Consider the following 26,774-nt stretch of genomic DNA (forward strand, 5'->3'; position numbering starts at 1 on the left):
TCAGGTGGGAGCCATCGGGGCGAGGTCGAATCGTGGCGCACTTCATAAATTAGCCCTCGAACCACCAAGAGCGGCCTCTTCAACGTAGCTTTCGGTGAATTTCGCACTCATGCCACGGCCTGTACGGCTTCTCGGCGTCACGAATGGCGGATTTCGCCGGACATGAGCTTTGGGAGGAGAAGGCTGCGAAGTTGAATCAACGTTTCATTTTCTTGTATGTTCGAAAAAATGCGATCAAAAATGGTGTTACTTTCTGTTCGAAAGATTGAATCAAAAATTGCTTCGGTAAAAAGAACTGGGATATCTCGAAGAGATTTTGAATTCACTGCTGTTGCAATTGAAGAAAGCTAGTTTTTGAAAAAGAGTTTCATAGTTAAAGTGCTGACATAAATGAATAAAGAAATTTTTCTTGTAAACAATATTTCCTTCTATTCAGATGAGCAATAGCTCTTCATTAGTTGTGATTTCATCGCTTTCAGATAGCTACATCGGCCAACGGTCCCACCCCACCGGCTTATCGTCATCATCGAGCGCATCGGGGAACAGTGCCCAGAGATCGGGGGCGAGATAGGGCGGGCGGCCTTCGGCTTTGGCCCGCACGGGGCCGAAATCCACGAACCAGTCCCTGAAAAACGCCCGCGCGAGGGCTTCGAGGATTTCGTTGGTCTGGCGGTTTAGTTCGATCTTGTCGTCAAGAGCGCCGAGAAGAGATGAGATAATTAGTTGTTCATCGAGCGGCGGAAGAAGTATTTTAGCTTTCTTAAAGTCACGTAATACTACTCTCGGGATCGCGGCACCGGAAATAAAGTTAGACTTTAGGTAATCAATAAAACTTGGATTGCGAAAACACAGATAAAGAAAGGTGGGATCGATAAGTCTTTTGTTTGGCCGAAGAATGGCAACAGACGACAAAAGAACGACTTCCAAATCTTACGTATAACACAAACAGTATCCAAAGCGCTCGTTGCCATCTTTGGCAACCAAAATATCGTCAGTCTTCGGATGACACCCTGAGCCTTCAAAATCTCATAGTCTTTTAGAAATATGACGTGCTGTAGATAGGTTCAAACTTGAGAAGGTCAGGTCCTTCACAGAAGCATCGGGTATCACAGAGCAACTGACTTTGGGCTTTGATGTCACCATCTGTACTTGATCAAACACTCGTGCTTCAAGCAGTGGACGATCCTCCATTCCTCACCCATCGACGACCAACTCCTCAAGCTTCGCCTGGATCAGTGCCCCGAGCTCTCCACCCCGCGCAAGCTGCTCGTCCAGCTTCTCCTTGAGCGCCGTAAACCGCTCGACAAAAGGCACGTCATCTTCTTCCGCCGCCGCCGCGCCGACATACCGTCCCGGCGTCAGCACATGGCCGCGCGTCCGCATCTCCTCCAGCTTCGCCGCCTTGCAGAAGCCGGGCACGTCCTCGTAAGCCCCGGCCTCCGGCTCGCCGCGCCAGGCGTGGTAGGTCCCGGCGATCTTCGCGATGTCCTCGTCCGCGAAGGCCCGGCGGGGTGCGGTCCACCATATAGCCGAGCTTGCGGGCGTCGATAAAACAGAACCTCAGCGCGCTGGTCGCGCGAGCCTTTGCCCTTTGTCGCGGCGCGAGGAACCACAGGCAGGCCGGAATCTGGGTGGAGTAGAAGAGCTGCCCCGGCAGGGCGATCATGCAGTCCAAGACGTCGGCCTCGACCATCGCCCGGCGAATGTCACCTTCCGCTGACTGGGCGGATGACATGGAGCCGTTGGCCAGCACCACGCCCGCCGTGCCGTGCGGGGCGAGATGCCAGAGGATGTGCTGGAGCCAGGCATAGTTGGCGTTGCCAACCGGCGGCGCGCCGTATTTCCACCGCACGTCCTCGCGCAGGCGCTCCCCGCCCCAGTCGGAGACGTTGAAGGGCGGATTGGCGAGAATGTAGTCGAACTTGAGGTCCCGTCAGCTCGTTCTTGTGGAACGTGCCCTCGTTGTTCCAGGCGATGCCGCTCGCGTCGATGCCGCGCACGGCGAGGTTCATCTTGGCCAGCCGCCAGGTCGTGTAGTTGCTCTCCTGCCCGTAAATGGCGAGCTGGCCAATCCTGCCGCCGTGCGCCTCCAGGAAGCGCTCGGCCTGCACGAACATGCCGCCGGAGCCGCAGCAGGGGTCGTAGACCCGGCCCTTGTAGGGCTCCAGCATCTCCACCAGGATTCCCACCACCGAACGGGGCGCATAGAACTCCCCGCCGCGCTTGCCTTCCGCTCCGGCAAAGCCCCCGAGAAAATACTCGTAGACCCGGTCCAGAATGTCCTGGAGCGGTCGGCATCCTCCCCACGGCAATACCGCTAATCAGGTCGATGAACTCGCCCAGCATGATTTTGTTCAGGGCTGGACGGGTATATTCCTTGGGCAGCACACCCTTGAGCGAGGCGTTGCTGGCTTCCAAGGCCAGCATGGCGTCGTCGATGCTCTTGCCGATGGTCGCTTGCCGGGCATTGTCTTGAAGGTGGGACCAACGGGCCTCCCCGGGAACCCAGAAGACGTTTTTGGCCAGTATTCCTCAGGTCCTCCGCGTCGGCCAGATCGTCCTGCAACGCGCGCGATGCTGGGCCTCGAACGAATCGGAGATGTATTTCAGGAAGATCAAGCCCAGAGCAACGTGTTTGTATTCCGAAGCGTCCATGTTGCCGCGCAATTTGTCGGCGGTCAGAAACAGCTTGGCCTCGAACCCGAGATTTGCGCCGTTGTTATTCTTTCGGTTCCATCTTGGCTCTCGCCATGCTGCTCCTTGGAAATCGTGATTATAAGAAACAATAAACAGTGTTACAGCTTATGTCACAAGCGGGAACATCGAACATTTTTGCAAAGGGGTGTCCATCTGATACGGTAAGCACAAAATGTAGGGATGACGAAGCAGCTTCGCGCCTCTGCTCTCGCGGCGGTCACGATTACCCGCGTGACTATGCCGAGTTGTGCGCGTGGTTTCCGATGATGACGCCTGTCTCGACTATCTTGACCGGCTGCGCTGGCCAGACGGTTTCGTTTGCCCGCGCTGCGGAACCACCAAGAGTTGGCGGATGAGTGACGGGCGGTTTTGCAGTGAACGCTGCAGGCGTCGTGTGTCGGTGACCACGGGGACGATCTTCCACCGCACTCGTACACCGCTGACGGTTTGGTTCGCTGTTGCCTGGTACGCGACCTCGGCGAAGAATGGGGTTTCGGCCAAGACGCTTCAGCGCCTGTTGAGCTTCGGCTCCTACCAGACGGCGGACGATGCTGCACCGCTTTCGCACGGCGATGGTTCGTCCAGATCGCGATCGCCTGAGCGGTGAGGTGGAAGTTGATGAAACTCCTGGTTGGCGGTGAAGAACATGGCGGCAAGCGTGGCCGTGGTGCGGGACGCAAGTCGCTGGTTGCGGTCGCCATCGAGCTGCGATCTCCCAAGGGCTTCGGACGGGTACGGATGCTTTGTGTTCCTGATGCGTCGGGCGCAAGTTTGGTGCCATTCGTCTGCGATGCCGTGGCGCGGGGGCCACCGTGTTGACCGATGGCTGGAGTGGCTACCACGATCTCGCCACTCACGGATTGATTCATCGACGGACTATCGTCTCCGATAGCGGTGATCCTGCTCACGTCTCCATGCCCGGTGTCCACAGGGTGGCTGCCTTGCTCAAACGATGGCTTCTCGGCACCCACCAAGGCGCCGTCGAGTCCGATCATCTGCAAGGCTACCTTGACGAGTTGCGTTTCGATTCAATCGGCGTCATTCTGCATTTCGTGGACTGTTGTTCCGGCGGCTCCTCGAACAAGCCGTTGCAAACAGGTCCCATGACCTACACGCTCGCTGGTGGCAAACCCATCGCCGAAGCTCATCCCCGTGCCCGCTGTCAGCGCATCATCTGAGCCCGGCGTCGCTTGCCGTCACCTCGTCAGTTCGCCCGTGGCGAGACCACAACAGGTAGGGATTACCGCACTCAGATGGACACCCCCTTTTTGCAATACCGGTCATCGCGTAGCCCTCTGCCCTGCTCCGCCAACGACATGGTAGCCGCGTCTCTCCTTCCGCTGGCGCCACTGCTCCCCGCCTTACATGCCGCGCCTCCGTCTCGAAGCAACTCTCCCGCACCGTCCCCGGCTGGCCGATCCGGGGGATGACATCCCCCCGCCCCGCCGAACTCCATCAGCGGGCCCAGCGCCGGCGACGCCAGCGCCCAACTGGAACTCGGGCTGCGCCCGTCACCGGCCAAGGCGTCTCGCCCGACGAACGGGCCGCCTGGACTGGATCGGCAGCGGCAACAAGGCCACGCGCTGGCGCAATTCGAGCTGGGCAGCTATTACACCTGGAACCTCATCGGACTATGGCCGGGCCGCCGTCTGCCGGCAATCCGCCCTCCAGGCTTCGCCCCGTCCAAACCAGTTGGGGATGCTCCATCTGGCCGGCCAAGGTGTCCCCGAGGATCGGATCGAAGCCCACGCGCTCGCCCTGGCGAAGCCCGGTCCTAGTGTCATCCGGCAAAGCCGGGCTAAGTCTCGTCGCTGGCGGTACCCGCTTCCTGCCGGATCTCGCCTGATAGCTCTGAATCTCGTGCATGGGTGGACCTGCATGAGGATCTCATCGTGGGCGGTGAGGAGCATCGTAAGCGGTTTGGTACTCGTCCTCGACGATCAGCTCGGTCCGGGCGGGACCCAGCGACGGACCGGCGCTGGCCAGCGCCAGCTCGCGCGGGGTCAATCCAGCACCGAGGCGTAGGCTTCCCGCATCGCGTCGATATAGACCGCTACCGCTTCGGCCGGCTCCGCCCCCTGCGCTACGCCTTCGGCGGCCTCGGTAAGCGCCGCCCATCCCATGGTCTCGTCCAGCCAGCTATCCATTAAGTTGACCGCCACCGGCACAGGCATGCAATCGCCGAACACCACGACCAGATGACGTTTGATGGCCACGTCCGGGACCGGACCGTGGGCAGCCCAGCGAACAGTAACAAACCGGGCTGGTGTGACAGGCCGGTTGCGCGACCGTCCCCTGAAACGCTTGCCAGAAAGCACCCCTTGCACTCAATACGGGTCCGCGCGGTGAGTGCGTCGCGCCCGTTTCATTTCATGCAGCAGCACCATTTCGCGGGCAACGGTGCCTAAGCGTCGCTGGCCGTACAGCATCAGGCGATGCTCCAGATCCCGCGACGGCGTGGCCCGGCTATGCGAGCCTGTCTTATTGATAAACTTTCTTTGGCCGTCCAGGATAACGCCGCCAATCGGTCCAGTCGCCGCTCAAATTCCGGAACCCGTTGCCGGGCCCGGTTGACGATCGCTTCAAGACGGGCTTGCTGAATCCGCGACATATTGCCCTCCCCTATCCGCCCCCTGACACGCCTCGTACTTTTCAAGTATAGAAAAAACGTCGATACGGTTGTCATCGCGAACAACGACCCGGAGGGGGGGCGACGCCGTGCGCTCGGCCCCGCGGATCCTCACTCGCCAACCGACCGAACCAGGTTTTTGCCATGACCGATCACCGCTACCCCGCCCTCCACCGCCCGACCCTGGACGACCTCCCCCGAGGACGCGACCACCGATCCGGTTGATCGCGCTGGTTCGCAGCCATCGCGAGGGCCAAGGAATATCCCACCGCCGAGGCCCTGCTCGGCAACCTGCCCACCGCCGCTCGGCGAGAGACCGGCCGCCGCGCGCCACCTACCGCACCACCCGCCCGTCGCTCATCACCACGATACCCTGTCGGGCATCGACCCCTCGCACCGCGCCCAGCGCTTTCAGCCGCTCGCCGGCGACCACGGTCACCTCCCCGCCTTTCGGCGTGCGCAACCAGGCGCGGTGGCCGCTGACGGCCTTCACCGACCAGCCGGGGACCGCGCGGCCGTTGGCCGAGGCGGGACCGGTGGCCGAACGGCCCGGCCCGCAGCCGCCGCCACCGGCCCGCTTGAGCCGGGCCTCCACATCCTCGACGGTGGTTTGCAAAGTGGCGATGGCCCGCCGGGCGGCGGTCAGATCCGCCTGGAGCCGGGTCTGGCGGGCGTGGTCCCGGAGACGTTGTTGACCGGCCTCGCCCACCAGCCCTTGCATCATCTGGCGAAGCGCGATGACATGTTGGCCCAAACCGTCCAACTGCCCTGGACCTCCGCCAAGCGCTTCAGGGTTTCGGCGTCCAGATCGGTCAGAAAATCGTACTGCTCGCCGTCACGCACGGTGAATCGCGGCAGCTCGGCGGGCGGCGCGCGGCGGCTGATCCCGGAGCGGCACACCCTGGGTCACGGACAGCGCGGTGGAAGCGGGCGCCTTCCGAACGGGCATCGCGGCACCGGGAGCGGTGGCGGCGGGCGACCGAGCCGCCAGGGCCGCCAGGTTAGGCGTATCGTTCGATGGAGACCCCCACCGCGACACATCGTACAGGCCGGTTTCGCGCAGGACACCCGTCGCGCCGTACAAATGGCCGCGCCCACCGCGACCAGGACGACGCTCATCCCGAAGCCGGGCCACCGACGCGGCGGTTTGACGACCGATGGGAAATCGGCGGCGGGTGGCGCGTCCTGGCGGGCCTCCTCGTCCAGCGGTGGTAACTCCGGGCATGGTGGGGCTCCTTCGGCCGTGAATTAGGGGGGAGCGGTCAACAGCGCGGACGACCTGACGGGGCCGGGCGCCGGCGGCCAGCGGTCCGGCCACGCGGTTCGCGGAGTCGGGGACGCGGCGGTGGCGGTCGACGGTTCTCCGGTGTCCTGGCGGGATTCCGTCGGCGCGACCATCAACACGCCGATGCCCGTACCAGCGGCGACGGTGATGGTATTGGGTCGCTGGAAGTTCTCGGCCACCGCCGACCCCATCCGTTGCCCCACGGTGCCCAGCGCCTCGCGCGCGATGTCGCCGTGATCGATCCCGTCCTTCGGCACGGTGACGACACTGCCCAAGGCGGACACCGTCGAGATGCTGTTGCTGTTACGGACGGCCTGGCCATAGCCTTCCAGGAAACTCGACGCCAGCAGCGCCCCCCACGTTCCAGAGTGTGATGATCGACGCCGGTGGCCAGCGCCGTGCGGGCGCTCTCGGGGTCGATGGCATACGCGCGGATGGCATAGGTGTGGCGGTCGGGGGTGGTCAACGTGTTGAACGCGACCTGGACGCGCTCCGGGCGACTGCCCGCGACGGGCGGAAATGCGGTGAGCGTCCCCAACAAAATCGCGTCCTTGAAGCGTTCGCCCACCACCTGGGCGCGCACCGGACCCGGCTCGTCGCTGTCGATGGCCGTTTGCAGGACGGCAAAGAGGAGATCGCCCGGCTGAAGGAGACCCCGCCCATCCCGTGGATGTGTCGCGCGCGATTCGGCCCGAAGCCTCTCGGCGCGCTTTTCCGCGGCGGCGCGCGCCCGTTGGCCCTGGACATCCTCGAAGGCCACCAGCCGCGTCGGCGGCGGCTCGAACCGTTCCCGATACGCCATCAGATCCTGGGCCTGGTTGTGCATGGCGCGGGCGAACGCCGCCGTCAGCCGGTCGGTTTCGTCCGGTGGCGCGGCGCGCGGCGTCGAGGACGCGGTGGGGACGGGTGGCGCGGCGGTTCGCGGCGGCGGCGGCGCGGCGGCGGGGGGATCGCCCGCGCGGGTGTGCAGTTCGGGTGGCGACGGCACCGCGCTACCGCCCCGTTCGCGGGCGCGGTGGGCGCGGTGTTCGTCAGCCATGTGCTGTAACCGCGCGTATTCCGGCGTCTGCGGTCCACCCGGCACGGATTGGACCCCGTTCACGCCGGGCGCGCGCGGCGGACGGGACGGGCATCGAGGGTTCCCAGGTAACCCACACGGTGGCCACCCCGACGGCCGCGATGCCTAAAAAACAACCCGAGCGCCTGTGGGTTCTTCAGGGAAATCGCCATCGTTCTCACTCCTTGACCAGGGCTTCGGTCATCTGGCCGTTGAAGCTCATCAGCAACACTGGGACATCCGGCAACTGGTAGGCGTGGAGGCCACTGGGCTGACTGGCGCGCTGACGGTATTCGGGGCTGTACAGTTCGGCGACCGTCCGCAGATACAGCGCGTCCCCGTCCCGCCACGCCATCGCGTCCGGTTCCACGCCGTCGATCTGGACACGGATCGCCGCCGCCGAGGGCGGCAATCCGTTCAAGACATTGAGCAGCGCCGCGTCGATGCCGGTGGGACTGGCCGCGTGGTACTCCGTCGCGGCGTTGGGTCCGGCCAGGGGCAGCTTGAACTCCTTGCGGGCGTCGATGGTTTTTTGGCCCAGCGCCAGGTTCAACACCACCGGCGTGTGCAGGGCCTTGAGCGTCACGACCAGGTTGCCCGCCCCCGCGCTGGCCACCGGTTGCACCACCAAAATGGTGGGGAGATCGTCCTTATTGCCGCTGGTGGTGCTGGCGGACACGGCGAACAGCCGATCATTGAACCCCTGATAGGCCGTAATCGGCCAAATAGCGCCGGTGCGGTCGGTAAAGACGATGCTCGTGCCAAAACCTTGGGCCACCCGGACCACGGGCGGCCGCGTCGCGCTCAAATTCAGCGCCTCGGCGGTCATCACGGCGTCGGGCGGTCGCGAGTCTGACGCCACCGCCTCGGTGATCTCCAGGGACTGAATCAGGCTGTGCAACTGGTCCGGCGTCATCGGCGTGATCGTGTCCTCGGTCTGCTCGAACGCCCGGTCCCGTGCCCGCTCGCGGCGGGCCTGATGGCCGCGTTCAACCGGTGGATTCGGCGGTGGCGGTGGCGACTCGACGCCGGGCGGCGCGGCCTCCGACCCGCGCGCGGTTTCGGGCTCGGGCACGGTGGAGGGCGACTCGACGCCGGGCGGCGCGGCGTCCGGCACGGCGGGCGGGCGCGGGTTCGGTCCCCCCATCGCCCACGCCGTGGTGGAGAGACCGACGAGCCCTATCGCGGTCAGAACACCGTCAAGGCGCAAAGATCGACCCATCACGACCTACCTCCTGATGGGGTCTTCCCCGGTCGCGTCACCAATTGGTGAATCGCGTATCCCCGAGGCCGTTCGTGGGTTGGCAGGCGGACGATCAGGACTTCCGCGATGTTGTCTTGGGGCAAGCTCACGCTGGAGGCCCCCTGGTAGGTGATCTTGATGGGCACTTCCAATTTCCAGGCATAGCGCCCCCCGATCACCCCCTGATTGGTGACCAGCGGTGGCGCGGTCGGCACGACTTGGGTCACCAGCCGCCGCTCGGCCACGGCGGTCCACAATCCCGAGGTCTCCAACGCGTTCCGATGGCTATTGAAGCCTTGGGCGGTGAACAAATCCCGCATCCGCGAGAGCTGTTCCTTCTGGTGCACGTAATCGAGGGTGTACGCCGTCGTCACGGCTTGCGCCGCCCAGGTCAGCAACACCTCTTGCGGGACATACGGCTCGCTGATTGGAATCAACGGGATGAGTCGCCCGTCGGCGGTGGTGGCGAAATACTCGGGCGCGGGGGGATGGGTCAGCGTCCACAGATGACCCACCGCGCTGATCGTCAGCACGGTGGCCAGCAGCGCATTCCCCAGCAAGGACCAACGCAATTTCAGATCGAGCGACCCCAACAGGTCGTGAACCGGGGCGGTGCCTTGCAGGCCCGGTTCGGTCGCCGGGTCGCGGCCTTGTTCCAACGTCGTCTCGGTCGTCTCGGTCGTCTCGGTCGTCTCGGTCATCACTCCCCCGGGTTCCGATGGCGGGTCGCCAACAAAATCGAAAAACTCGCAACACCGAAAAACTCGGCAGGGTTTTCGGCCACCTGCTATGATTATAGCGGCGTATTTTTTATAAATAAACATATCAAAAATATGAACGACGAATGAACGACGAAGTGGACGCGGTTCCCAGCGCGCTGCGGGCCTTACCTCAGGCGCGCCACCTCGATGCGGAGCGAATGGCCACCTGGTGGCGAGCGGTGCGGGCACTCGCCACCACGGACGCTTTCGGAAGCAGTCTCACGCCCGCCCAACAGCTCCGGCGGCTGGGTGGCTTCGGCGCCAGCGAGATTGGGGTGTTGGTCGGCGAGCAACGGGGCTTGTATTCCCCTTTCGCCACCGCCCGCGAGGTGGTGGCCCGCAAGCTGCTGCTGGACCCCCCCTCGCCCCCCGACGGCCATCAACGGCGGGGGATTCTGCTGGAGCCGCTGATTCGCGAGACGTTCTTGCGCCAAAGCGGCGCGGTTCGGCAACCGGCGTGGACGCAACGCATCGCGACCCACCGTCCCGCCCGCTGGCCGTGGATGCAAGCGACGCCGGACGATGTCGTGGAGTTGGCGGGTCGCCGGGTGCTGGTGGATTACAAGGCGCCCGCCGAACCGCTGAGCGAGGTGTCGTTGCCGTATGCCTGCCAGCTTCACCAGACCGGCTTGATCGCGGCGGATTTGGGGTATGCCTTCGACGCGCGCGTCCTCGTGGCCTGGAATCATCCGCGTGGCGCCCCGGAGGTCCTGGTGTGCGCGCATGACCCGGCCTTGGACGCCGAGATCGTGGCGGCGGGCACGCGGTATTGGAACGACCACGTCCTGACCGGCGAGTTGCCGCCCTGGCCGACGCGCACCGCGCTGGCGTTGAACCTGGCCGACCTTTCCCTGGAAGCCAAAGCCGACATCGAAGCGCTGGCCGAACGTTGGCTGCGGTTGGAGGTGCTGGCGAAGGAAAGCCAGCGCCTTCATGAAGACGTCCATGCGCAACTGATGGCGCGCTGCCGCGCCCACCACCTCGCCGACGACGTGCACAGCGGTCCGGTCCAGATCAAGTCGCGCCTCAAATGGAACGGGGACGCGGTGGACGCCCGGCTGACCGACGCGGATCGGATGCGGTTTGCGCGTCCCCGCTGGGATATCGCCCGGCTGGTGGCGCTGGTGCGCGAATGGGGCGGCGACCCCGACGTGGCCCGGACGGATGACGCGGCCACCCTCGACCTCGACGTGGCCGCCCGTTGGTTGATCGCCGAGCGCGGGATTCCTGAAACGGCGCTCCAGCGCATCGACTATCAAACCCGCCTCTCACGTCGCAAGACCGACCAGCCGTTCGTGGAGCCGATCCGGGAGGCCGCGCGCGCGGCCTCCCACACCTTCGGCGCGCCGCCGCTCCCCACGACGGGTCGTCCGCCCTCGCCCCGGTAAGCCCCCCTCGGGAGTTTTGCTATGTCTACTGATACATTGATAAAATCCCCCTCATTCGACGCACTGCGGACCGCCTCCGAGGCCACCACGCACGGCGCGACCGCCAAAGCCCCGGCGACCCATCAATCCTGCAACGTCATCGCCCGATTGGAGGCGCCGCCGGAGACCCCAGGCGACGCCCTGATCTTGCGCGCCACGCCGTTGTTCGACGGCCCCCACACGGCCACGGGCCGCGCCGAAACCTTCGTCGTGCGCGCCGACCGGATCAAGGAGTGCAAGGACAATCTCAACAAGGGGGCCGGTGGCGGGGTCGGTTCGATCCTGGCGTTGGGCAATGCCTGGCGCGACGCCGACCGCGGCGTGATCAGTGTCGGCTGGATCAACACCTGCGTCTCCGCCCAGAAGGTCCAGGGCGCACTGAACCACCATCAGCACCGGGACGTGGTGCAGGTCTACGCGCAAATGCCGGTGCTGGATTTCACCAACGTCCATCGGGGCGTCGGGGAACCGGCGCGGATTCGATGGGCCTTGGGAAAGGACGCGATGACGATGCGGGTGGCCCACGGCTCGCGGTGGACATCGGTCGTCTTCGACCGGCACTGGCTCCAGGAGAAACTGGCGCAAGCGTGGGAGGCTCGCGCCCAGGACCACGTCTCGATCAATTTGCGCTTGCCGGTGCTGCGGCCCGAACAGGCGCGGCCGGCGCGCGACGCCGCCGAAGCCGCGCAAGCCCTTGACACACTCTTGTCCGCCGACCGCTACCGCTCGATCCTGACCCGGATTTCCAATGGCGACGAGACGGAAACCCGTTGGCAACCGCTGATGCGCGGCGAGCACCCCGGCGAATGGGTCGCCCAATTGCTGGCGCGCGTGCCCGGTTTCGATGATCGGGGCCAGCCGGTGGCCGATCCCGACACCGGCGAACAGGTCCAGGTCGATCGATTCGCCTTGATCGAGGGAATCGACAACCCGGTGTTGTTCGACGCCGCCGCGCGGGGCGAGGTACGCCTCGAATTCATCCCGCGCGACGCGCTGTGGGTCGCCAGCAAGCAGGCCGTCAGTCTGGCGAACGACATCAAGACGATTCTGCAATCCGAAACCGCCGCCGATTTGCGCACGGTGGCCTTTACCTTCGGCCACGAAACGGAAGCGGTCTCGCGCGTCGCCCTGGTGTTGCAGCGGCAGGCGGATCGGACCTACGTGGTGGCCGGGCCGTTTCGGCTGGACGTGGGACCCGCTTATACCCCGGCGACCGTGCCCAGCCCCTATGGGCCGGCGCCCGCCGCGCCCGCCGCCGACCGCGATCCCGCCGCCGAGGACGAACCGTCGTGGGAATCCGCCACGGTTCAGGACCTTCCAGAACTGGCCGACGAGGATTTCGAGCTGAGTCAAGCCGCCCTCGATGCCACGTTCCAGAGCGACTCGGCCGCCGCCCCCACGCCGGCGCCCGCGGAACCGCCCCCCCAGACCTTGGATGTGCCCACCGCCACGGCACCGGCGCCGGCACCGGTCAACCCCACGTCCGTCAACCCCACGTCCGTCAACGCCGCGCCGCGCCCGCCCGCCGTGCCCGCGCCAACGATGTGAGTTCGCCACCGCCGTCCTGATCGAAGGCCCGCCTGATGCCGGGGCGGGGCCACCACCACGGGGAATCCGCATGCCCGAACCCACCGCCACCGTCCGCTGGATCGACCTGTCGCCCCACGGCCTCACGCTACACGCCGTGCGCTTGCCCTCGGGCCGGGCGGTCCTGGTCGCGACCGGTCACACGACCGACCACGGGGCCGCGCTCGCGGCCCTGGGTTTTCGCCGTACCCGCCAAGGTCACGTCGTTCATCCCGAACCCACCCTGAAATTCGTGGACGTGCGGCGTCACTTTCCCCAGGCGGCCGTGCGCGAGATGCCGCGCGCGGTCGTCGTGCGCGTCGTGCCGACGGTCGCGCCGCCCGTGCCCTCACTCGCTCCGACCATCGCCCCGACCACCATCGCCCCGACCCCGACCACCGAGGCGATACCGGTTGCGGAGGCCGACCGCTCCACGGCGGACCATCGGGTGCATAACGCCACGTTGCTCGGCCTCAATCGGCGCGGCCAGTCCGTCTACGAAGACGGCGCGGAGAATCGGTATCTGGTCGGCGATCCCGAGGGTGATTTCGGGCCGCTCCTCGACAGCGACTATCTGCGCCTCACCGAACCCGACCGGTTGCCCGAGGTGGTGGCGGGCCTGTTGTATCGCGCCGCGCGGGACGAACGGCTCGGCGCGGAAGACCTCGCGCGGCTCGGTCGGGTCCTCGCGGTACCGGCCGGCCAGGACGCGCCGACGCCCCACGCGCTGCAAGAAGCGCTGGAGGCGGCCAGCGTCGCCTACTTTCGGACGCATCACCCCCGGCTCGACGCCCGAGACGGTGAATCGGTCCCCACCGCCGCCTTCCACGCGGCGCGGCGGCTGGCGGGCCACCTGCCGCCCGTCGCCACCCGGAGCGGCGACACCCTCGCGTTCGCCCAGTTTTCCACCCCGCTGCCGCTGGCGGTGGCTGCCCGCACCCTCCTGGGTCCGGTCGGCGCGGGCCGGTCCGTCCTCGAACCGACCGCCGGTCACGGCGCGCTGCTGCTCGGGTTGCCGGCGGATGCACGGCTCACCGCCGTGGAGATCGATCCCGACCGGGCGCGGCGCTTGGAACGCCTGCTCGGCGAGACCGGTTCGGTGGTGACCGGCGATATCTTGCGTCAAGCCGCGCCGGCGTCACCCTACGATTACGTGCTGGCCAACCCGCCGTTCGGCGGCCTGGGCCGGTTCGGGACCGGCGACCGCCCGCAACGGCGGGTCGCGTTCGAGAACGGGTCGTTTCCCACCCGGCGCTGGGATCATCTGATCCTGCTGGAAACCCTGAAACAGCGCCACCCGCAAGGACGGGCGGTGTATTTGATCGGCGCGGATCACCCCCGCAAGCATGATCTGGAGACGCCGGCGGGCGGCAGCCGTTATCTCTTGAACTTTTTGGCCGATCACTATCACGTCGAGGCGGTCATCGGTCTCCACGGCGGCCTCTACGGGACCCAAGGCGCGCACTATCCCCTGCGGCTGATCGTCATCGGCGAGCGGGGCGCCGGCTTTCCGGCGGTGCCCGCAACCACGCCGGTGGCCCGCGACTGGGACGAACTCTGGACGCTGGTGGACACCCTGGCGCCCCGGATCGGACCGAGCGTGCTGGAGCGCGCGGCGCCGGTGACGTGGACGACCGACGCGGCGACGGTGGCGGCGACCGTGGCGACGGGCGAGGCGCCAGCGACGCCCGTGCCCCCCGATGCGATGCCGTCCATCGAGGAGGAGCTGGAAGCGACGGTGGTGTATCAGGAACGCTATACCGCCCGCAGCGGGGTGGGTGAGGCCTCGACCATGATTCCGGCGAACATGGCTTCCGCCGTGAACCGCGCCCTGGATCGCGTGGAGGCGCGCCAAGGGTGCGACGTCGATACCTTCGTCGGCCGCGAGCTGGGAATGAGCGCGGCGGATCGGACGACCCATTTCGCGCCCGAACAAATCGATGCCTTGGCACTGGCCTTCGACGCCCACAACCGGGGTCGCGGCTTCATCGAGGCCGACGAGACCGGCATCGGCAAGGGCCGGGTGCTGGCGGGCGTCTGCCTGCGGGCCTGGCGACAAGGCCGCCCGGTGATCTTTCTCACCGAAAAGCCCAATCTGTTTTCGGATTTTTACCGCGATCTGTCCCAGATCGGCGTCCAGCGCGACATCGTGCCGCTGATCGTCAATGCCGACATCCCGATCAAGGATACCGAGCGAGGGACCGTGTTGCGACCGGCGAGCCGCGCGATGGACCTCCGGCGGGCGATGGCGGCGGAGACCTGGCCGCCCGGCGTCAACCTGGTGCTGGCGACCTACTCGCAGCTCTGTCAACGTGGATCGCTCAAGACCGATTGGCTGTGCCGGATCGCCGAGGCCAGCGGCGCGCAACTCATCGTGGACGAATCGCACAACGCCAGCGGCGAATCGAACACCGCCGCGAACGTCAAACGCCTGCTGGAAGCGAGTGGACAGCCGCCGATCTTTTCCAGCGCCACCTACGCCAAACGCCCGGACAACCTGTCCATTTACGCCTCGGTGTTGCCCGAACTGTTCCGCCATGACGACATCGGCCTCCTGCTGCGCCAGGGCGGCGCGCCGTTGCAGGAGGCCTTCTCGCAGATGCTGGCCGAGGACGGCGTGCTGATCCGGCGCGAGCATGATTTGTCCCACATCACGTTCCGCACCGAACCGGACATTGCGCGCGTCGACCACCATCGGGAACGGGCCAACCGGCTGGCGTCGATTCTGGAAAAAATGGCCTGGTTGGGCGGGGACATCGAGGCGTTCATTTCCCAGGAAAATCAGCGGTTGAACGACCGCTTCGACGGCGACGACGCGAACGGCCAACGCCAGGGCCACCGGGCCGGCTTGCAAACGATGAACTTCGGCTCCCGGCTCTACCAGCTCAATCGACTGTTCATGCTGGCGCTCAAGGTCGATCACGCCATCGAGTTCGGGGCGCGTGAGATCGAGGCGGGCCGCAAACCGGTGTTCGTGGTGGAAAACACCCTGGAAACGCTGTTGAAGGAGATCGTGACCCAATCATTCGACGAGACGCTCGCGGCGAGCGAGGACGCCACGGACGAGGACGCCACGGACGAAGACGCCACGGATGAGAGGGTCGTGGACGCCCGCCCAGCGGCGGCGCGCGCCACCGGTCATCCCTTTGCCGGCTTGACGATGCCGGCCATGACCTTTCGCGATGCCCTGGGGCGAGTGCTGGACCGGATGATGGCGTACACCGAACGCGACGGCTACGGCAACCGCACCCGGCGGCGCATCGACGATCCCGCGTTGCTCGATCTGGTCAAGGGGATCGAGCAGGACATCGCGGCGTTCCCCGACCTGTCGTTGTCGCCGCTGGACGAGGTGCGCCTCGCCTTGCAGGCGCGCGGCTATCGCATCGGCGAGCTGTCCGGCCGGTCCTTCCAAGTCGAGTGGGTGGAGCAGGACGACACGCGCGCCTTGCGGGTCCGGCCCCGGCCGGCGGAAAACCGGGTCGATACCGTTTATCGTTTCAATACCGACGTCTATCAAGGCTTGATCGTCACCCGCTCCGGCTCGACCGGCTTGAGCGCGCATGCCCGTGACGATGTCCCCGGCTGGAGCCCGGCCCCCCGTTCGATGTTCGAATTGCAAATTCCGCAAAACGTGGCCGAACGCATCCAATTCTGGGGCCGGATCAACCGCCGGGGTCAGTGCGCCGCCCCGACCGTGGTCACCTCCTCCACCGAACTGCCCGGCGAGATGCGGTTGATCGCCATGCAAAACGCCAAGCTGCGCCAGCTCTCGGCCAACACCACCAGCAACCAGGACAACGCGGCGTTGGCCAAGCAGGTGCCGGATGTGCTGAATCCCCTGGGCAACCAGATCGCCCGACGCTGGGTCACGCAAAATCCGTTTCAGGCGGCCCGGTTGTCCGCCGAAATCGGCGAGGATCGCGACGGGACGCCGGAGTGGTACATCAACCGGATCACCTCGCGGATCATGCTGCTGCCGGTGGCCGAGCAGGAAACCGTGCTGGAAGAACTGAGCGGCTTGTACCGCGCGCGGTTCGATGAACTGAAAAACCAGGGCATCCACCCGCTGCGCACCGCCGAGTTCGACTGGCGGGCCCGCGAAGTGGCACGCGATCGCTTTGAGCAAACCCCCGCCGGCGCCGGTGAAACCGACAGTCCGTTCCACGCACCCATCGATTTCATCACCGTGGACTACGAGGAGGCCCGCCGGCCGCTGCGGGCCGCCGCCGTGCGGGACGCCTGCGCCAAAAACGCGGCCCACTGGCAACCGGCGCCGCTGCTGGACGCGCTCGCCACGATCCGCCAGGCGCGACTGGCGCAGGCCCTCCAGCCCGCCGGCCGCTACGCGGGGTTTCCGACCGTCGAGGACGCCTTGGCCGCACCCGACGACAACCCGGTCAAACGGACCGCCGATCAGTTCGAGCGGCTGCGCGCCTTCGTCTCGACGGTCGCGCCGGGCGCGGTCGTGACCTGGCGGGCGGCGGTGCCACGGACGGCCGGGTCCGACGACGCGGACGACGACGAATGGGCATACCGCGAGGGGCTGGTGGTCCGCATCCATGCGCCGGGCCGCGATGCCCTGCATCTGGCCGGTCACTACGAGGTCGCCGTCGCCTGTCCGGGCGAGGAACGCGTGAAGCCCCTCACCCTGCATACCTTGTTGAAGGGGGAGTATGCCCTTTTTCACGATCTGGATAACCGCAACCACCTGCTGGCCAAGATCGAGGCCGCCGAGGCCGGGACCCGGACCCATCGGCGCCACTTGCTGGTCGGCAATCTCTACGCCGCGCTCCAGATGGCCGCCCGCGACGATCTGGGCCGGCCGGCGATCTATACCACGGCGGACGGCGCCCGCGAGCGCGGTATCCTCTTGCACGCCGACGTGACGTGGCAACAACTCACTTCGAAACCGGTCCTGCTGCGCACGGTCGACCACCTGCAACGCTTCGTCGAGGCGCATCGCGACAATCCCCGCGTGGTGCTGGTCTCCAGCGACACCGGTGGCCGGCCGGAACGCTTCAAGCGCGGCATCGATTTTGTTCTGCTGCTGAGGGACGGCGCGGTGAACTTGATCGTGCCGGGCGCGCACGGCCGCAACGGGCCGCTGCTCCACGACGCGCGCTGGCAAGCGCTCGACATTCCCTTGGAAGGCAACCGGACCGCCTTGGAAGGCACGATTCCCGAGAGCGCCCTGCCCGGCGCGCTGGCGGTGCTCGGTCAGCTCAAAGCCTGGTCCGTGGCCAGCGACTACCGGGACTGGTATAACCGGCTGGCCGACACCGCCGTCGATTCGGCGGCTGACGGGGATCGCCCGGATGCCGAACCGCCCGCCGTACCGACGGCGGCGACCCCCACGGTGGCGACCGTGGCGGCCCACGAACCGCCGCGCCGGGTCGCGGCCCTGACGCCGGGAGCTTGACCATGCCCCACGCCGACGATCTGCTGAACAGCCGCCTGAGCTTGGCCCAGGCGTGCCACGCCCTGGGGATCGATCCCTGCTTGCGGCCGGGTGAATCCGTGACCTGGCTGCACCTCGATCCCCCGATGGGCGCCGGCATCAACGCCGGTCTGTACTGCCACGATCCGGTTCGGGACGACATTGAGGCTGGCCACCGCCGAACTGGGTGCGGGGTGGTCCGGCGAGGATGACCGCTCGCTGTGGGCGGTGCTGGCCGAGGTCGGCCGGATACTGGCGGGGTGGCCGTTCAAGCGGATGGCGCGGGACGAGGCGGATTTGTCGGCGGTTGGTTAGGCCCTCGGATCGATTCATTAGGAATCGTGATCTCGCCGAACAGGGCGGGCCATAGGTCGAGTCGGCCAATGCAGGCTCAATTGATGATCGGCGAGGTGTTGCTGACGATCACTTAGAGCATTCCCAATGGCTTCAGGGTGGCCATGTCCTGTTCGAATTCCGGCACGTCGTAATGCGGGGCAATACCCCGGCTGGCCAATAGGTGCTGGAACGGGATGGGCGGCATTTCGGCGAGTTTGGCGGCCTGCATCGAGGTCAGACGGTCTCGCTCGAACAGCAGCACCGCCAATTCCTGTTTGAGTTCCGCCGCCGTCAGGCGTGCGGCGTAGAGGGTTTCGTCGGGTATCACCACGGCCATGATGGCGGTCTCGGAGTTGATGACATTTTTCGCCGCTCAACCCACGGGGTTGTAGCGGAGGTCTCCTGGTTCATCGACCCGTGCGTCGCCGTGTTGCCACGCGGCGGCTTATCGCGATCTCCCAGGCATGACTTCGGGCTTGCCCGCCCCTGGCGTTTACGCGCGCGCATCACCTGTTTCGGTTCCCGCCACTGGCTTCCGCCACGGAACGACGACAACGCCATCAGTATGGAGCTAGCCTATCGGGAACACGGCCCAACACGGCTTTACGCAACCCCACGGTGTTGCCATGTCGCTTTGGGTCTCATCTCGACGCGGCGCACACCGCTTGGCGAAACCGTACCCGACTCGCCATCCGTACCGGATCATCGACCCAGCACGATATCGATGCCTTGGAGAATCCGCGCGAACAGTTTTGGCGGGAGCCGCCCGGCCCGGTCGGTCAGAAAGGTCCGATCGAGGGCAATGATCTGCGAGGCGTTGGCCACCGAGTCTTTGGGCAGACCGGCGGTCTTGGCGGGGATCAACGTGTTCCCCGGCGCGTCGGCCCAGACCCGATTGCCGGTCAACGGCACGCAGACGACCGTGGCGATACGGCTCCGGTTCAGTGGATTGCCCTGAACGACGACCACCGGTCGACGCAATCCGGGGCCAGACCCGGCGGGCTCCGATCACTCCGCCCACCAGACTTCCCCCTGCCGAATCTCTACCACTCGGCGCGCTCGAACGTCCGGCGTGCCGCCGCCGCCAGCAACGGATCGGGCCGAGGCTCGTCGAGCCGTTCGACGACCCGGTTCATGGCCTCGGTCACCTCGTCCGGGGCATGTCGCGCCAGGTATTCGGCCAGGGCTTCGGCATAGAGCTGGCTGCGGGACTTCCGCGTCTGCTTCGCCTGTCGCTCCGCGGCGAGAAAGAGGTCGTCGGGTAGGGAGATCGCCATTTTCATACCAAAAGTATGACCACGATGACGCCGTTTCACAAGAATCCGTAACAGCCAGGTTGCGAGCGTTCCCCACACACTAACGCTGCCGCCACCTGATCTGCTCGGAAAAACCGTCGAGCGGGCGGCCAGCTCCTCCAATCGGTCCACCGCCACGTGGGGCAACGTGGCGCGCCGTCGATCAGCCGCGCGGACCCATGGGGTGGGTCGCCGCATAAGACGATGCGATCCGCGCCGACCCGTTGCACGTTGTAGAGTTGAAGTTGTTGTGAGACCAGGACATCGCCGATGCACTGCTGATTCTCGTCCGCGCCGAAGGCGATGCCCCCAAGAAGCACCGCGCCGGGCCGCGGCGCCGCGATACCCTTTTGTACGGCCTGTTGCGAGGTGCCCAATCCGCCCGAACCCATTTCGGTCAGACGGCTCGGCGTTGACGGTGTTGTGTATATTCCAATTTCAGCGGTGGTTATAATAACCACCATGAACAGTGCGGACCTCATCAAGGAACTGGAAAAAGCGGGCTGGACGCTGCGAGGTGTCAAGGGTTCGCACCATATCTACACCCATCCGACGCGCGGCGGGCACCTCAGCGTGCCGCACCCGAAAAAAGACTTGGGCACCGGACTCGTGCGCAAGCTACGTAAGCAAGCCGGTTTGATTTGAAACGAGGACCACGACCATGAAATTTGTCATCGCCATTGAACCGGGTGACGCCACCCACGCTTTCGGGGTCGTGGTGCCCGACCTGCCGGGTTGTTTCTCGGCGGGCGACACCCTGGACGAGGCCATCGATTCCGCCAAGGACGCCATCGATTTCCACTGCCGGATCGTGATCGAGGATGGCGGGGCAATTCCGCTGGCGCGCCCGCTTGCCGAGCATCAGGCCGATCCCGACTTCGCCGGCTGGATTTGGGCGGTGGTCGAAGTGCCGGTGGAGCGGTATTTCGGTCCGGCGGAGAAGATCAACATCACCTTGCCCCGCCTGCTGCTGGCGAAAATCGATGACTACGTCCGCGCGCGGGGTGAAACCCGCTCCGGCTTTCTGGCGGAGGCGGCGCGAGCGGCGATGCGCTAGGGTTGGGCCATTCAGCCGCTTCCGTCATGGAAATAGGCTTTTTATTCCCGCGCGGCCCATCTTTGCATGGCAAGCATGACAGGCCGCCTGTCACGTTGGGGTATATACCTCGTACCAAACGCTTAGGTCTTATCCCGCTCCACAACGGGATGAATCTCACGCACATCCAGGCAAAAAATCGAGAAGTCCGGCGCGGCCAGCTCCTCCAATCGGTCCACCGCCACGCGGGGTAACGCGGCGCGTGGACGAGGACGCGCGACGGGTAGCGGATCGGGCGGCGCCGTTGTCGCGGGCGCAATCGAGGATTTCCTGAGTATGGGTGGCGCGGTAGTCGCCGGGGGTTCGCCCGGCGGCGCGAGAAAGCCCCCCTCGCTGAAATCGCTCTCCTCCGCTTCGAGTGGCGGGGTCTCCACGCCGACTGGCGCATCCTGTCGCGTCGGGTCGGCGATGACCGCCTCCACGGCCGCCCGGATCGCTTCGGACGATGCGGCGGTGGATGCCGTCTCCTGGCTGGCCGGTTCCTCCTTCACCGCTTTCCCCTTCACCGCCTCCCGCTCGACCGATTCCTCCGCCCCGGCGGCGGCCAACGCGGCATCCAACGCCGCTGGCCCCCGCAAATAGCCGTCGATCAGGCGGTGGGCGAAGGACGCCGCCACGGCGGCGCCTTCCGATGGCGTCGTGGCGATCCGATCCCGCTCGGCCAACAAGGCTGGCGCGGCCGGTCCTGGCACCCTGTCCAAGGGCGTGGCCACGCCGTCGGCGACCGCTGGCGTCCGCGCCGCCGGCGGGGTTGCGGGATCGGTGGCGCCCAGGGCGACAAAGCGATTGAGGCGATACGCGGCGACCCGGAACACCCCCGCGAAAAACAGATTCGCGCGGACGATGGTGGTCCCGCGCAGGACGTGGGCCTCGCCGGTGTGTTGGGCGCGCAGATCGAGGGGATCGATGCGGGCGCGGCGCTCGTAGACGGCATTCGGCGCGCCACGGTAGAACCCGGCCAGCAGGGCGTGGTCGCTTTGGGTCAACCCGCCGCTCTGGACAGCGAGCGCCTGGCCGCCCAGCTTCTCGAACAGCTCCATCGTCTCCTGGGGGTCCTCGACGAACATCCCGACCTTGGTGAGGGTATTGGCGACAATGGCGGCGGCTTCTTCCCGGGATTCCTTGCCGAAACTTTGCAGATCCTGCCCGCCGAAACACATCGAAAAGCCGAGGCTACGGGCCTGGGCGGGCACCACCGCGAACCCTCGGACCGCGTAATACCCATATTCGTCGAACACGCCCAGGTACGGCGCGGGCGCGGCGACCGGCCGACGGTCGATCACCTCGCGATGGCTGCCTTCCAGCCGGGCGCCGAGGCCCATGGCGAGCATGGTTTTCAGCGCGCCGATGAGCAGCTTGCCGAGACTGGCCAGTTCGTCAGGGCTTTTTTCCAAGGCGGGCAACATCACCACCAGAATGCGGCGCTGCAACACGATATCGGCCAGATCGATTTCGCCCTCCCCACCCGGAAAATGTGGCCGTAGACGTCGGCCAGTTGCCCGAACATCCGGCTGAACTGGTTTTGCAGGTAGCCGTGTTGCAGGTAGGTTTGCGGATCGGGTTGCAACGGATACGCGCGGGCGCGGATCAACTCGGCGGAGAGCCGCTGACCTTGTTGCGCCAGCAGGCGCGCCGGGTCCTGGAAACCGGGCACCGCTTCGAGATAGGTTTGCAACGACTCCAGCGCCGGCCCTGGCAAGGCGAACCCCTCGACCCGGTCGCGGGCGCGCAGGTAGAGATCGATCAAATGATCGAGCGGGAGATAGCCCCGCAACGCGCCGACATCGAGGGTAAACGGGCGATTCCGTTCGTCGCGCCCGCGATCCCGCATCGCCACCAGCGTCCGCACGTAGGCGGTCAGCAGCCCGATGGCCTTGTCCTTCCAGGTGGCCGAGTCGCCGCCCGCCTCCGCCATTTGCGCGATCAGCAGTTGGGTGATGGCGTCCGCCGAGCCGTGCAAGAACGGGTTGAAGGTGTTGGACAGCCGCGCCGCGCCCGGCGCGCCAGGATCGACGTCGGTGGAACCGGTGAGAAAGTTCAGGACCTGGACGTCGTCCTCCCGCCCGCAGGCCCGCGCCATCGCCTGGATCTGGGTCCAGAGACTTGCATCGCCCTTGCCATCGACATAGGTAAAGCCCGATCCCCACAGCAGGGTGTTGGCCGCCAGGCTGGTCATGGCTTCCGTCTTGCCGGCGCCGGTCCCGCCCAAGACCAGCAGATGGGTCCGCAGGTCGTCGTCCGTGAGATACAGTTCCTCGTTCGTGACCCGGTCGTTGCCGAGGAACGCCAAGCCGCGCGCCGCCCGTGGCGTTCGCGTGCCCGGTTCCCATTCGTGCGGATCGAGACCCCGATAAGTCGCGGGCAGTTTGAAGGGGCAGCACGGGCCGCACGCGCCAGGCCCAGAGGCCGATGGCGAGGCCACCGAGGGCGCCCAGGTCCACCAGCGCGGGAACGCACCACACGACGCCCGCCAACAGGAAACAGGCGCCGCCCAGGACCTTCCGGATCGCGGCCGGCGGCGGCCAACCGCTGCCCCAACGTCCGGGAATCCCGCTGCGCGTCGCGCGCGCTGACGGCCCGGCCGAGATCGATGCCGTACAACGGGTCTTTGTTCATGCGGACGGCTGTCTCGGCATCTACTCCGGCGCCGGCGCGGCGGGCGCCTCCCGCCAACGCACCACCGGATCGTCCACGAAAGCGGGCGCGTCGTCGGGTGGCGCGGCGGGCGGGACCGGGGTAGGCGGGACCGAGATGGGCGCCGGGTCCACCGCGCCGACGGGCGGCCTCCCGGTGGGATCGACCGGTGGCGCGCGATCCGGCCAGGGGTCGGACGGCACGAAGAACAAGAACCACACCAGAAACAGCAGCAACGCGGCGAACGCGACGAGCGCGGCGCCCCCCAGCGGACGGCGCCAGCGCCCAGGGCTCAGGCCGGCGAGGCGGCGCAACTGCTGGCGGGCCTGTCGCCGGCCCGGATAGTGCGCGAGGAGCGTGGTGTGGCCGGCCGCGTTCGCGAGGACCCCGTAACCGCCCGCCGGTAGCGACTCGACGGTCAGCACGGTTGCTTGCGTGGTCGAAACGGGCCACAAGGTCACCCGCTCCGCCTGGAAACAGGCCACGGCGCCGGGCACGAGAGACAGGGCGGGGAGCGCGGAACGACGGGTGAAAACGAACATGGCTCAGGTCTCCTGGAAGCCGGTGGCCGGCTCGGTGTCGGGTGTGGGCGCGGTGTCGGATTTCGGATCGGGGGGCGCGAGCGTGAGGACCTCCCGCCACAACCCGTCCATCGCGGCGTCGATGCGGGGGCGGGCCGCGCGAACCCGGCGGCGCGCTCGGCGCGGTAATGGGCGATGGCGCCCGCCGCCTCGACGAACGGCATCCGCCGTCCGAGCGAATTCAAGGCGTACCACAGCGGCCGATCCACGCCTTTCAACCAGGTGAACAGGGCCGGCGGCAGCACCCCGCCCTCGCGGGCCTCGGCCAGTAAGCGCAGCAACACGGTGGCCGTATAGGCGTGGCCGGCCAGCAACGGCGCCAGCGCCTCGGCCCGGAGCGCCGGTTCAGTCTCGCGCTGGATCTGGATGAAGACCACCGCCGGGGGCAGGTAATCCCCGGCCTTGTGATCGGCGGCGGCCCGCGCGAGTGTCCCCAACAGCGCCAGGGCGCGGCGTTTGAGCCGCTCGGCCTCGGCCGTGGGCGCGGTCAGGGCCAGGACCCGCAACGCCAGGAGACCCGCCAGGGCGCGGGCGTGGAGGGGCGCCTCACGCCAAGGCGCTCCCAGTTGCGCGGCCAACACCGCCTCGGCGCGCGCCTCGCGCACGCGCCAGCCGGTGTCGGTCGCGTCGAGAAGATCGTGGCGGCGCAGGAACGCCTCGCTCGACAGGGCCATCCCCCAGGTCGGATGATCGAGTGGCACATCGAGGTGGCCGCGCCGCAAGGCGTGCAGGGCGAAGGGCCAGGGGTCTTTCATGGACTCGGCCAAGCGCCGCAAATCGAAGCGGCGGCGGAAGCGGCCGGCCGGATGCCCCACAGGAGCCACGCCCCCAGCCCGGTCAACCCCACCGCGAGCGGCCCGCGCAGGATCAGACCCACGCGTTTCCAAACCGAAGACCAAGGCGTCGAAGCCGATGCGATCCGGCGCCGTCAAGGCGCCCGCAACGCGGCGGCCAGTTCGACGGTGGCGGCGTCGTGAACGCCCAGCCGTTGCAGCAGCGCCAGTTCGGCCAGTTTGAGCCGGAACGCCCCGACGACGAAGGCCTCGCTCCACAGCCACCAGGCCACCACCGGCGCCAGGATCGCCAAGACCCCGATCCAGAGGCCGTCCAGCGGATCGCGCGGGCCGTGCTCCATCGCGAGCGCCTCGCGGATCAGGTCGAGGGCGCGGGACCGGCGGTCCGCGCGCGCGGGCGTTGAAACGCCTGGCGGAGGACACACACCAGATCGCGCAACAACCGTTCGGCGCACGCCACCAACACCGGGCGATCCATCGTCGGCGGCACGCCGAGACAGGCCACCCGCAACCGGCTTTGTTGCGCGGGGGTGGGCGACCACTCCATGCCGTCGGCCATCGATGCGTGCGTGGTTTGCGTCCACACCGTCTGGAGCCGCTCGAAGGCCGCGTGCGCGCGCTCGTGCCACAGCGCCACGTCGGGATCGGCCGACCGCTGGCGCTCGAACAGCGCGTGCAGCGGATGGCGGGGCTGGGCGTGCAGGTCCCCGGAAGACCGTCGACCGTTGACCGTCGGCGCTCCGTTGCGCCAGTCGCTCGACCTCCCGCCAGAAAGCCGTCAAACGGGGATGCTCTTCCAAGTGCCGGCTGGCCGCCTCGAAGTCGGCCAGCGCCTGTTCGGCGCGCGCCGGCGCGGTGGCGGCGGCGGCTGTTCCGCCCGTGGCGCGCGCGCGCCGGCGGCGTGTTCCCCCGCGGTTGAATCCGGAACTGAAACCAGCGACGGCGCCACCGAACAATCCGCCGGCGAGTGGCCCAAGGTCGTGCTGACGCCGCCGCCCACGGTGGGGTGACTCGACGGCGGGTTCGACGCCCACGGTGGGGCGGGCGGTGGATGCGCCGGCCCTCGCCCACCCCAGGCCGGCCCCTCGCCCGCCTCTGGCGCGGTGGCGGATGGCGATGAGACCGCCTCGGCGGTGGTGGACGGCGGCGGCGGTGGCTTCGCATCGCCGCTTCGCCGGGCGCGTTTTCAGCGCCGCGCAGCGCAGATACCCCGTCACGGCGTCCGGCGGTTGCGCGGCCAGGGCCTCGACCAGCGCCGGTGGCAGGCCATGACCGGCCCGCGCGGCGGCGTGAGCGAGCGTCCGACAGCGCGTGGCCCAGTCCCCAGCGGCGGTGGGCTCCGAACCGGCGGCCATCCCCGCAACCAATGGCGGACCGTGTCGTGAGGCAGGCAGCCAGCGTGCATATCCACCGTCTTGCGGATCTTGAGCCAGTCGATGACCGCCGTGTAGGGCACGGTGGACGTGCCCGCCGTCACGAACAACCGGGCATCCTCGTCGGATGGACGCCGGTGGCTTGGCGCTTGTTGAAGCGCCTGACGCAAGGCAGTTTGCGCCGCCGCCGGCGACAGCTCGTTCAAGGCGTTCAATTGCGCGATCCAGTCGTCGAAAAAAAGCGGCCTCCGGGGCGGTGGGCTCGTCTGGGGACGCTTCACTCGCGGCGGTGGACGCGGCGGGCGAGCCAGCTTCGGTCGGTGTGTTCGCCTCGCCTGGGGCGGTGGATACCGCCTCGACGTCGGTCGCTCGGCTGGGACCGCCCCGGCACGCGCGTGTCGCGACCGCGCTTTCAAATGACCGAAAGCCATGAGGGCGATGCTCCAGTTCAGGATTGGCACGGCGGTCGTGATAAGATATTAATTTATTTATAACTGATAACATAATTATTATACCCCGACCCACGCGCCGCGCCCCGGCCGCCGCGTCGAGACCCACGCTAC

At 66.8% G+C, this 26,774-nt stretch carries 23 protein-coding genes and 3 pseudogenes; 9 read left to right on the forward strand and 17 right to left on the reverse strand.

The genetic code is table 11. From position 1 onward, the window contains the following. Positions 1 to 483 precede the first annotated feature (483 nt). Both IPK66_17225 and IPK66_17230 read right to left on the reverse strand, forming a co-directional pair. Positions 484 to 912 (reverse strand): restriction endonuclease subunit S, encoded by a 429-nt coding sequence (locus IPK66_17225; protein ID MBK8176935.1) that lies wholly within the window; start codon positions 910 to 912, stop codon positions 484 to 486. Positions 913 to 1,194: 282 nt separating this feature from the next. Further along, positions 1,195 to 2,655: pseudogene (locus IPK66_17230) on the reverse strand (type I restriction-modification system subunit M). Between the two features lie 287 nt (positions 2,656 to 2,942). On the opposite strand from IPK66_17230, the pseudogene IPK66_17235 reads away from it, so the two are divergent. Continuing rightward, positions 2,943 to 3,809 (forward strand): annotated as a pseudogene (locus IPK66_17235) (IS1595 family transposase). Between the two features lie 891 nt (positions 3,810 to 4,700). Here IPK66_17235 and IPK66_17240 read toward each other — a convergent pair. From IPK66_17240 to IPK66_17250, 3 genes are all read right to left on the reverse strand, one after another. Next, the gene (locus tag IPK66_17240; protein ID MBK8176936.1) at positions 4,701 to 4,913 is read right to left on the reverse strand and encodes a hypothetical protein; all 213 of its coding nucleotides are present in this window, start codon (positions 4,911 to 4,913) and stop codon (positions 4,701 to 4,703) included. Positions 4,914 to 5,660: 747 nt separating this feature from the next. Continuing rightward, positions 5,661 to 6,089, reverse strand: coding sequence for a hypothetical protein (locus IPK66_17245; GenBank protein MBK8176937.1), 429 nt, complete (start codon positions 6,087 to 6,089; stop codon positions 5,661 to 5,663). Between the two features lie 485 nt (positions 6,090 to 6,574). Next, positions 6,575 to 6,886: a hypothetical protein gene (locus IPK66_17250; protein MBK8176938.1), complete on the reverse strand. Its 312-nt coding sequence runs from the start codon at positions 6,884 to 6,886 to the stop codon at positions 6,575 to 6,577. A gap of 98 nt (positions 6,887 to 6,984) precedes the next feature. On the opposite strand from IPK66_17250, the gene IPK66_17255 reads away from it, so the two are divergent. Then, positions 6,985 to 7,659 carry a hypothetical protein gene (locus IPK66_17255; GenBank protein ID MBK8176939.1) on the forward strand — a complete coding sequence of 225 codons (675 nt, stop codon included), beginning with the start codon at positions 6,985 to 6,987 and terminating at the stop codon, positions 7,657 to 7,659. Between the two features lie 187 nt (positions 7,660 to 7,846). On the opposite strand, the gene IPK66_17260 is transcribed toward IPK66_17255, so the two are convergent. After that, positions 7,847 to 8,890: a hypothetical protein gene (locus IPK66_17260; GenBank protein ID MBK8176940.1), complete on the reverse strand. Its 1,044-nt coding sequence runs from the start codon at positions 8,888 to 8,890 to the stop codon at positions 7,847 to 7,849. Beyond that, positions 8,890 to 9,612 (reverse strand): DotI/IcmL/TraM family protein, encoded by a 723-nt coding sequence (locus tag IPK66_17265; GenBank protein ID MBK8176941.1) that lies wholly within the window; start codon positions 9,610 to 9,612, stop codon positions 8,890 to 8,892. Before IPK66_17265 ends, IPK66_17260 begins: the two co-directional genes overlap by 1 nt. 143 nt (positions 9,613 to 9,755) lie before the next feature. Here IPK66_17265 and IPK66_17270 point away from each other — a divergent pair, with 143 nt between their 5' ends. The 4 genes from IPK66_17270 to IPK66_17285 all read left to right on the forward strand — a co-directional run bounded on the left by IPK66_17270 (position 9,756) and on the right by IPK66_17285 (position 18,417). Continuing rightward, entirely contained in the window at positions 9,756 to 11,060 is a 1,305-nt protein-coding gene (locus IPK66_17270; GenBank protein MBK8176942.1) for a hypothetical protein, read from the forward strand. Between the two features lie 21 nt (positions 11,061 to 11,081). Beyond that, positions 11,082 to 12,647: a hypothetical protein gene (locus IPK66_17275; protein MBK8176943.1), complete on the forward strand. Its 1,566-nt coding sequence runs from the start codon at positions 11,082 to 11,084 to the stop codon at positions 12,645 to 12,647. A 70-nt stretch (positions 12,648 to 12,717) separates the two neighbouring features. After that, positions 12,718 to 18,084 carry a strawberry notch C-terminal domain-containing protein gene (locus IPK66_17280; protein MBK8176944.1) on the forward strand — a complete coding sequence of 1,789 codons (5,367 nt, stop codon included), beginning with the start codon at positions 12,718 to 12,720 and terminating at the stop codon, positions 18,082 to 18,084. Positions 18,085 to 18,264: 180 nt separating this feature from the next. Next, complete coding sequence (locus IPK66_17285) at positions 18,265 to 18,417, forward strand: hypothetical protein (protein ID MBK8176945.1); 153 nt, start codon at positions 18,265 to 18,267, stop codon at positions 18,415 to 18,417. Between the two features lie 112 nt (positions 18,418 to 18,529). Here the strand turns inward: IPK66_17285 and IPK66_17290 are convergent, their stop codons facing one another. The 3 genes and pseudogenes from IPK66_17290 to IPK66_17300 all read right to left on the reverse strand — a co-directional run bounded on the left by IPK66_17290 (position 18,530) and on the right by IPK66_17300 (position 19,721). Continuing rightward, positions 18,530 to 18,775, reverse strand: a complete 246-nt coding sequence (locus IPK66_17290) for a UPF0175 family protein (protein MBK8176946.1) — start codon at positions 18,773 to 18,775, stop codon at positions 18,530 to 18,532. A 365-nt stretch (positions 18,776 to 19,140) separates the two neighbouring features. Further along, positions 19,141 to 19,479 (reverse strand): annotated as a pseudogene (locus tag IPK66_17295) (type II toxin-antitoxin system PemK/MazF family toxin). Between the two features lie 2 nt (positions 19,480 to 19,481). Then, positions 19,482 to 19,721, reverse strand: coding sequence for a hypothetical protein (locus IPK66_17300; protein MBK8176947.1), 240 nt, complete (start codon positions 19,719 to 19,721; stop codon positions 19,482 to 19,484). A gap of 474 nt (positions 19,722 to 20,195) precedes the next feature. Between IPK66_17300 and IPK66_17305 the strand changes: the two genes are divergently transcribed. Both IPK66_17305 and IPK66_17310 read left to right on the forward strand, forming a co-directional pair. Then, complete coding sequence (locus IPK66_17305; protein MBK8176948.1) at positions 20,196 to 20,378, forward strand: type II toxin-antitoxin system HicA family toxin; 183 nt, start codon at positions 20,196 to 20,198, stop codon at positions 20,376 to 20,378. Between the two features lie 16 nt (positions 20,379 to 20,394). Next, on the forward strand, positions 20,395 to 20,790 hold the full coding sequence (locus IPK66_17310) for a type II toxin-antitoxin system HicB family antitoxin (GenBank protein MBK8176949.1): 396 nt from the start codon (positions 20,395 to 20,397) through the stop codon (positions 20,788 to 20,790). A 122-nt stretch (positions 20,791 to 20,912) separates the two neighbouring features. Here the strand turns inward: IPK66_17310 and IPK66_17315 are convergent, their stop codons facing one another. The 6 genes from IPK66_17315 to IPK66_17340 form a co-directional block, all read right to left on the reverse strand. Next, the gene (locus tag IPK66_17315; GenBank protein ID MBK8176950.1) at positions 20,913 to 22,259 is read right to left on the reverse strand and encodes a hypothetical protein; all 1,347 of its coding nucleotides are present in this window, start codon (positions 22,257 to 22,259) and stop codon (positions 20,913 to 20,915) included. Further along, on the reverse strand, positions 22,235 to 23,119 hold the full coding sequence (locus IPK66_17320; GenBank protein MBK8176951.1) for a hypothetical protein: 885 nt from the start codon (positions 23,117 to 23,119) through the stop codon (positions 22,235 to 22,237). Before IPK66_17320 ends, IPK66_17315 begins: the two co-directional genes overlap by 25 nt. Positions 23,120 to 23,465: 346 nt before the next feature. Then, positions 23,466 to 23,888, reverse strand: coding sequence for a hypothetical protein (locus IPK66_17325; GenBank protein ID MBK8176952.1), 423 nt, complete (start codon positions 23,886 to 23,888; stop codon positions 23,466 to 23,468). A gap of 32 nt (positions 23,889 to 23,920) precedes the next feature. Continuing rightward, positions 23,921 to 24,859: a hypothetical protein gene (locus tag IPK66_17330; protein ID MBK8176953.1), complete on the reverse strand. Its 939-nt coding sequence runs from the start codon at positions 24,857 to 24,859 to the stop codon at positions 23,921 to 23,923. 113 nt (positions 24,860 to 24,972) lie between these two features. After that, on the reverse strand, positions 24,973 to 25,179 hold the full coding sequence (locus IPK66_17335; protein ID MBK8176954.1) for a hypothetical protein: 207 nt from the start codon (positions 25,177 to 25,179) through the stop codon (positions 24,973 to 24,975). A 17-nt stretch (positions 25,180 to 25,196) separates the two neighbouring features. Next, the gene (locus IPK66_17340) at positions 25,197 to 25,475 is read right to left on the reverse strand and encodes a hypothetical protein (GenBank protein MBK8176955.1); all 279 of its coding nucleotides are present in this window, start codon (positions 25,473 to 25,475) and stop codon (positions 25,197 to 25,199) included. A 163-nt stretch (positions 25,476 to 25,638) separates the two neighbouring features. Here IPK66_17340 and IPK66_17345 point away from each other — a divergent pair, with 163 nt between their 5' ends. Next, the gene (locus IPK66_17345; protein ID MBK8176956.1) at positions 25,639 to 25,848 is read left to right on the forward strand and encodes a hypothetical protein; all 210 of its coding nucleotides are present in this window, start codon (positions 25,639 to 25,641) and stop codon (positions 25,846 to 25,848) included. Between the two features lie 203 nt (positions 25,849 to 26,051). Here IPK66_17345 and IPK66_17350 read toward each other — a convergent pair whose 3' ends face one another. Next, complete coding sequence (locus IPK66_17350; GenBank protein ID MBK8176957.1) at positions 26,052 to 26,426, reverse strand: hypothetical protein; 375 nt, start codon at positions 26,424 to 26,426, stop codon at positions 26,052 to 26,054. Between the last annotated feature and the right edge of the window lie 348 nt (positions 26,427 to 26,774).

Source organism: Rhodospirillales bacterium (assembly GCA_016712595.1).
GTDB lineage: Bacteria > Pseudomonadota > Alphaproteobacteria > Rhodospirillales > Defluviicoccaceae > Defluviicoccus.

Coding starts and splice junctions, on each gene's coding strand:
- IPK66_17255 (MBK8176939.1), top strand. CDS start 6,985: ATGATCGACGCCGGTGGCCAGCGCCGTGCGGGCGCTCTCGGGGTCGAT.
- IPK66_17260 (MBK8176940.1), bottom strand. CDS start 8,890: ATGGGTCGATCTTTGCGCCTTGACGGTGTTCTGACCGCGATAGGGCTC.
- IPK66_17265 (MBK8176941.1), bottom strand. CDS start 9,612: ATGACCGAGACGACCGAGACGACCGAGACGACCGAGACGACGTTGGAA.
- IPK66_17270 (MBK8176942.1), top strand. CDS start 9,756: ATGAACGACGAAGTGGACGCGGTTCCCAGCGCGCTGCGGGCCTTACCT.
- IPK66_17275 (MBK8176943.1), top strand. CDS start 11,082: ATGTCTACTGATACATTGATAAAATCCCCCTCATTCGACGCACTGCGG.
- IPK66_17280 (MBK8176944.1), top strand. CDS start 12,718: ATGCCCGAACCCACCGCCACCGTCCGCTGGATCGACCTGTCGCCCCAC.
- IPK66_17290 (MBK8176946.1), bottom strand. CDS start 18,775: ATGGCCGTGGTGATACCCGACGAAACCCTCTACGCCGCACGCCTGACG.
- IPK66_17300 (MBK8176947.1), bottom strand. CDS start 19,721: ATGAAAATGGCGATCTCCCTACCCGACGACCTCTTTCTCGCCGCGGAG.
- IPK66_17305 (MBK8176948.1), top strand. CDS start 20,196: ATGAACAGTGCGGACCTCATCAAGGAACTGGAAAAAGCGGGCTGGACG.
- IPK66_17310 (MBK8176949.1), top strand. CDS start 20,395: ATGAAATTTGTCATCGCCATTGAACCGGGTGACGCCACCCACGCTTTC.
- IPK66_17335 (MBK8176954.1), bottom strand. CDS start 25,179: ATGGAGCACGGCCCGCGCGATCCGCTGGACGGCCTCTGGATCGGGGTC.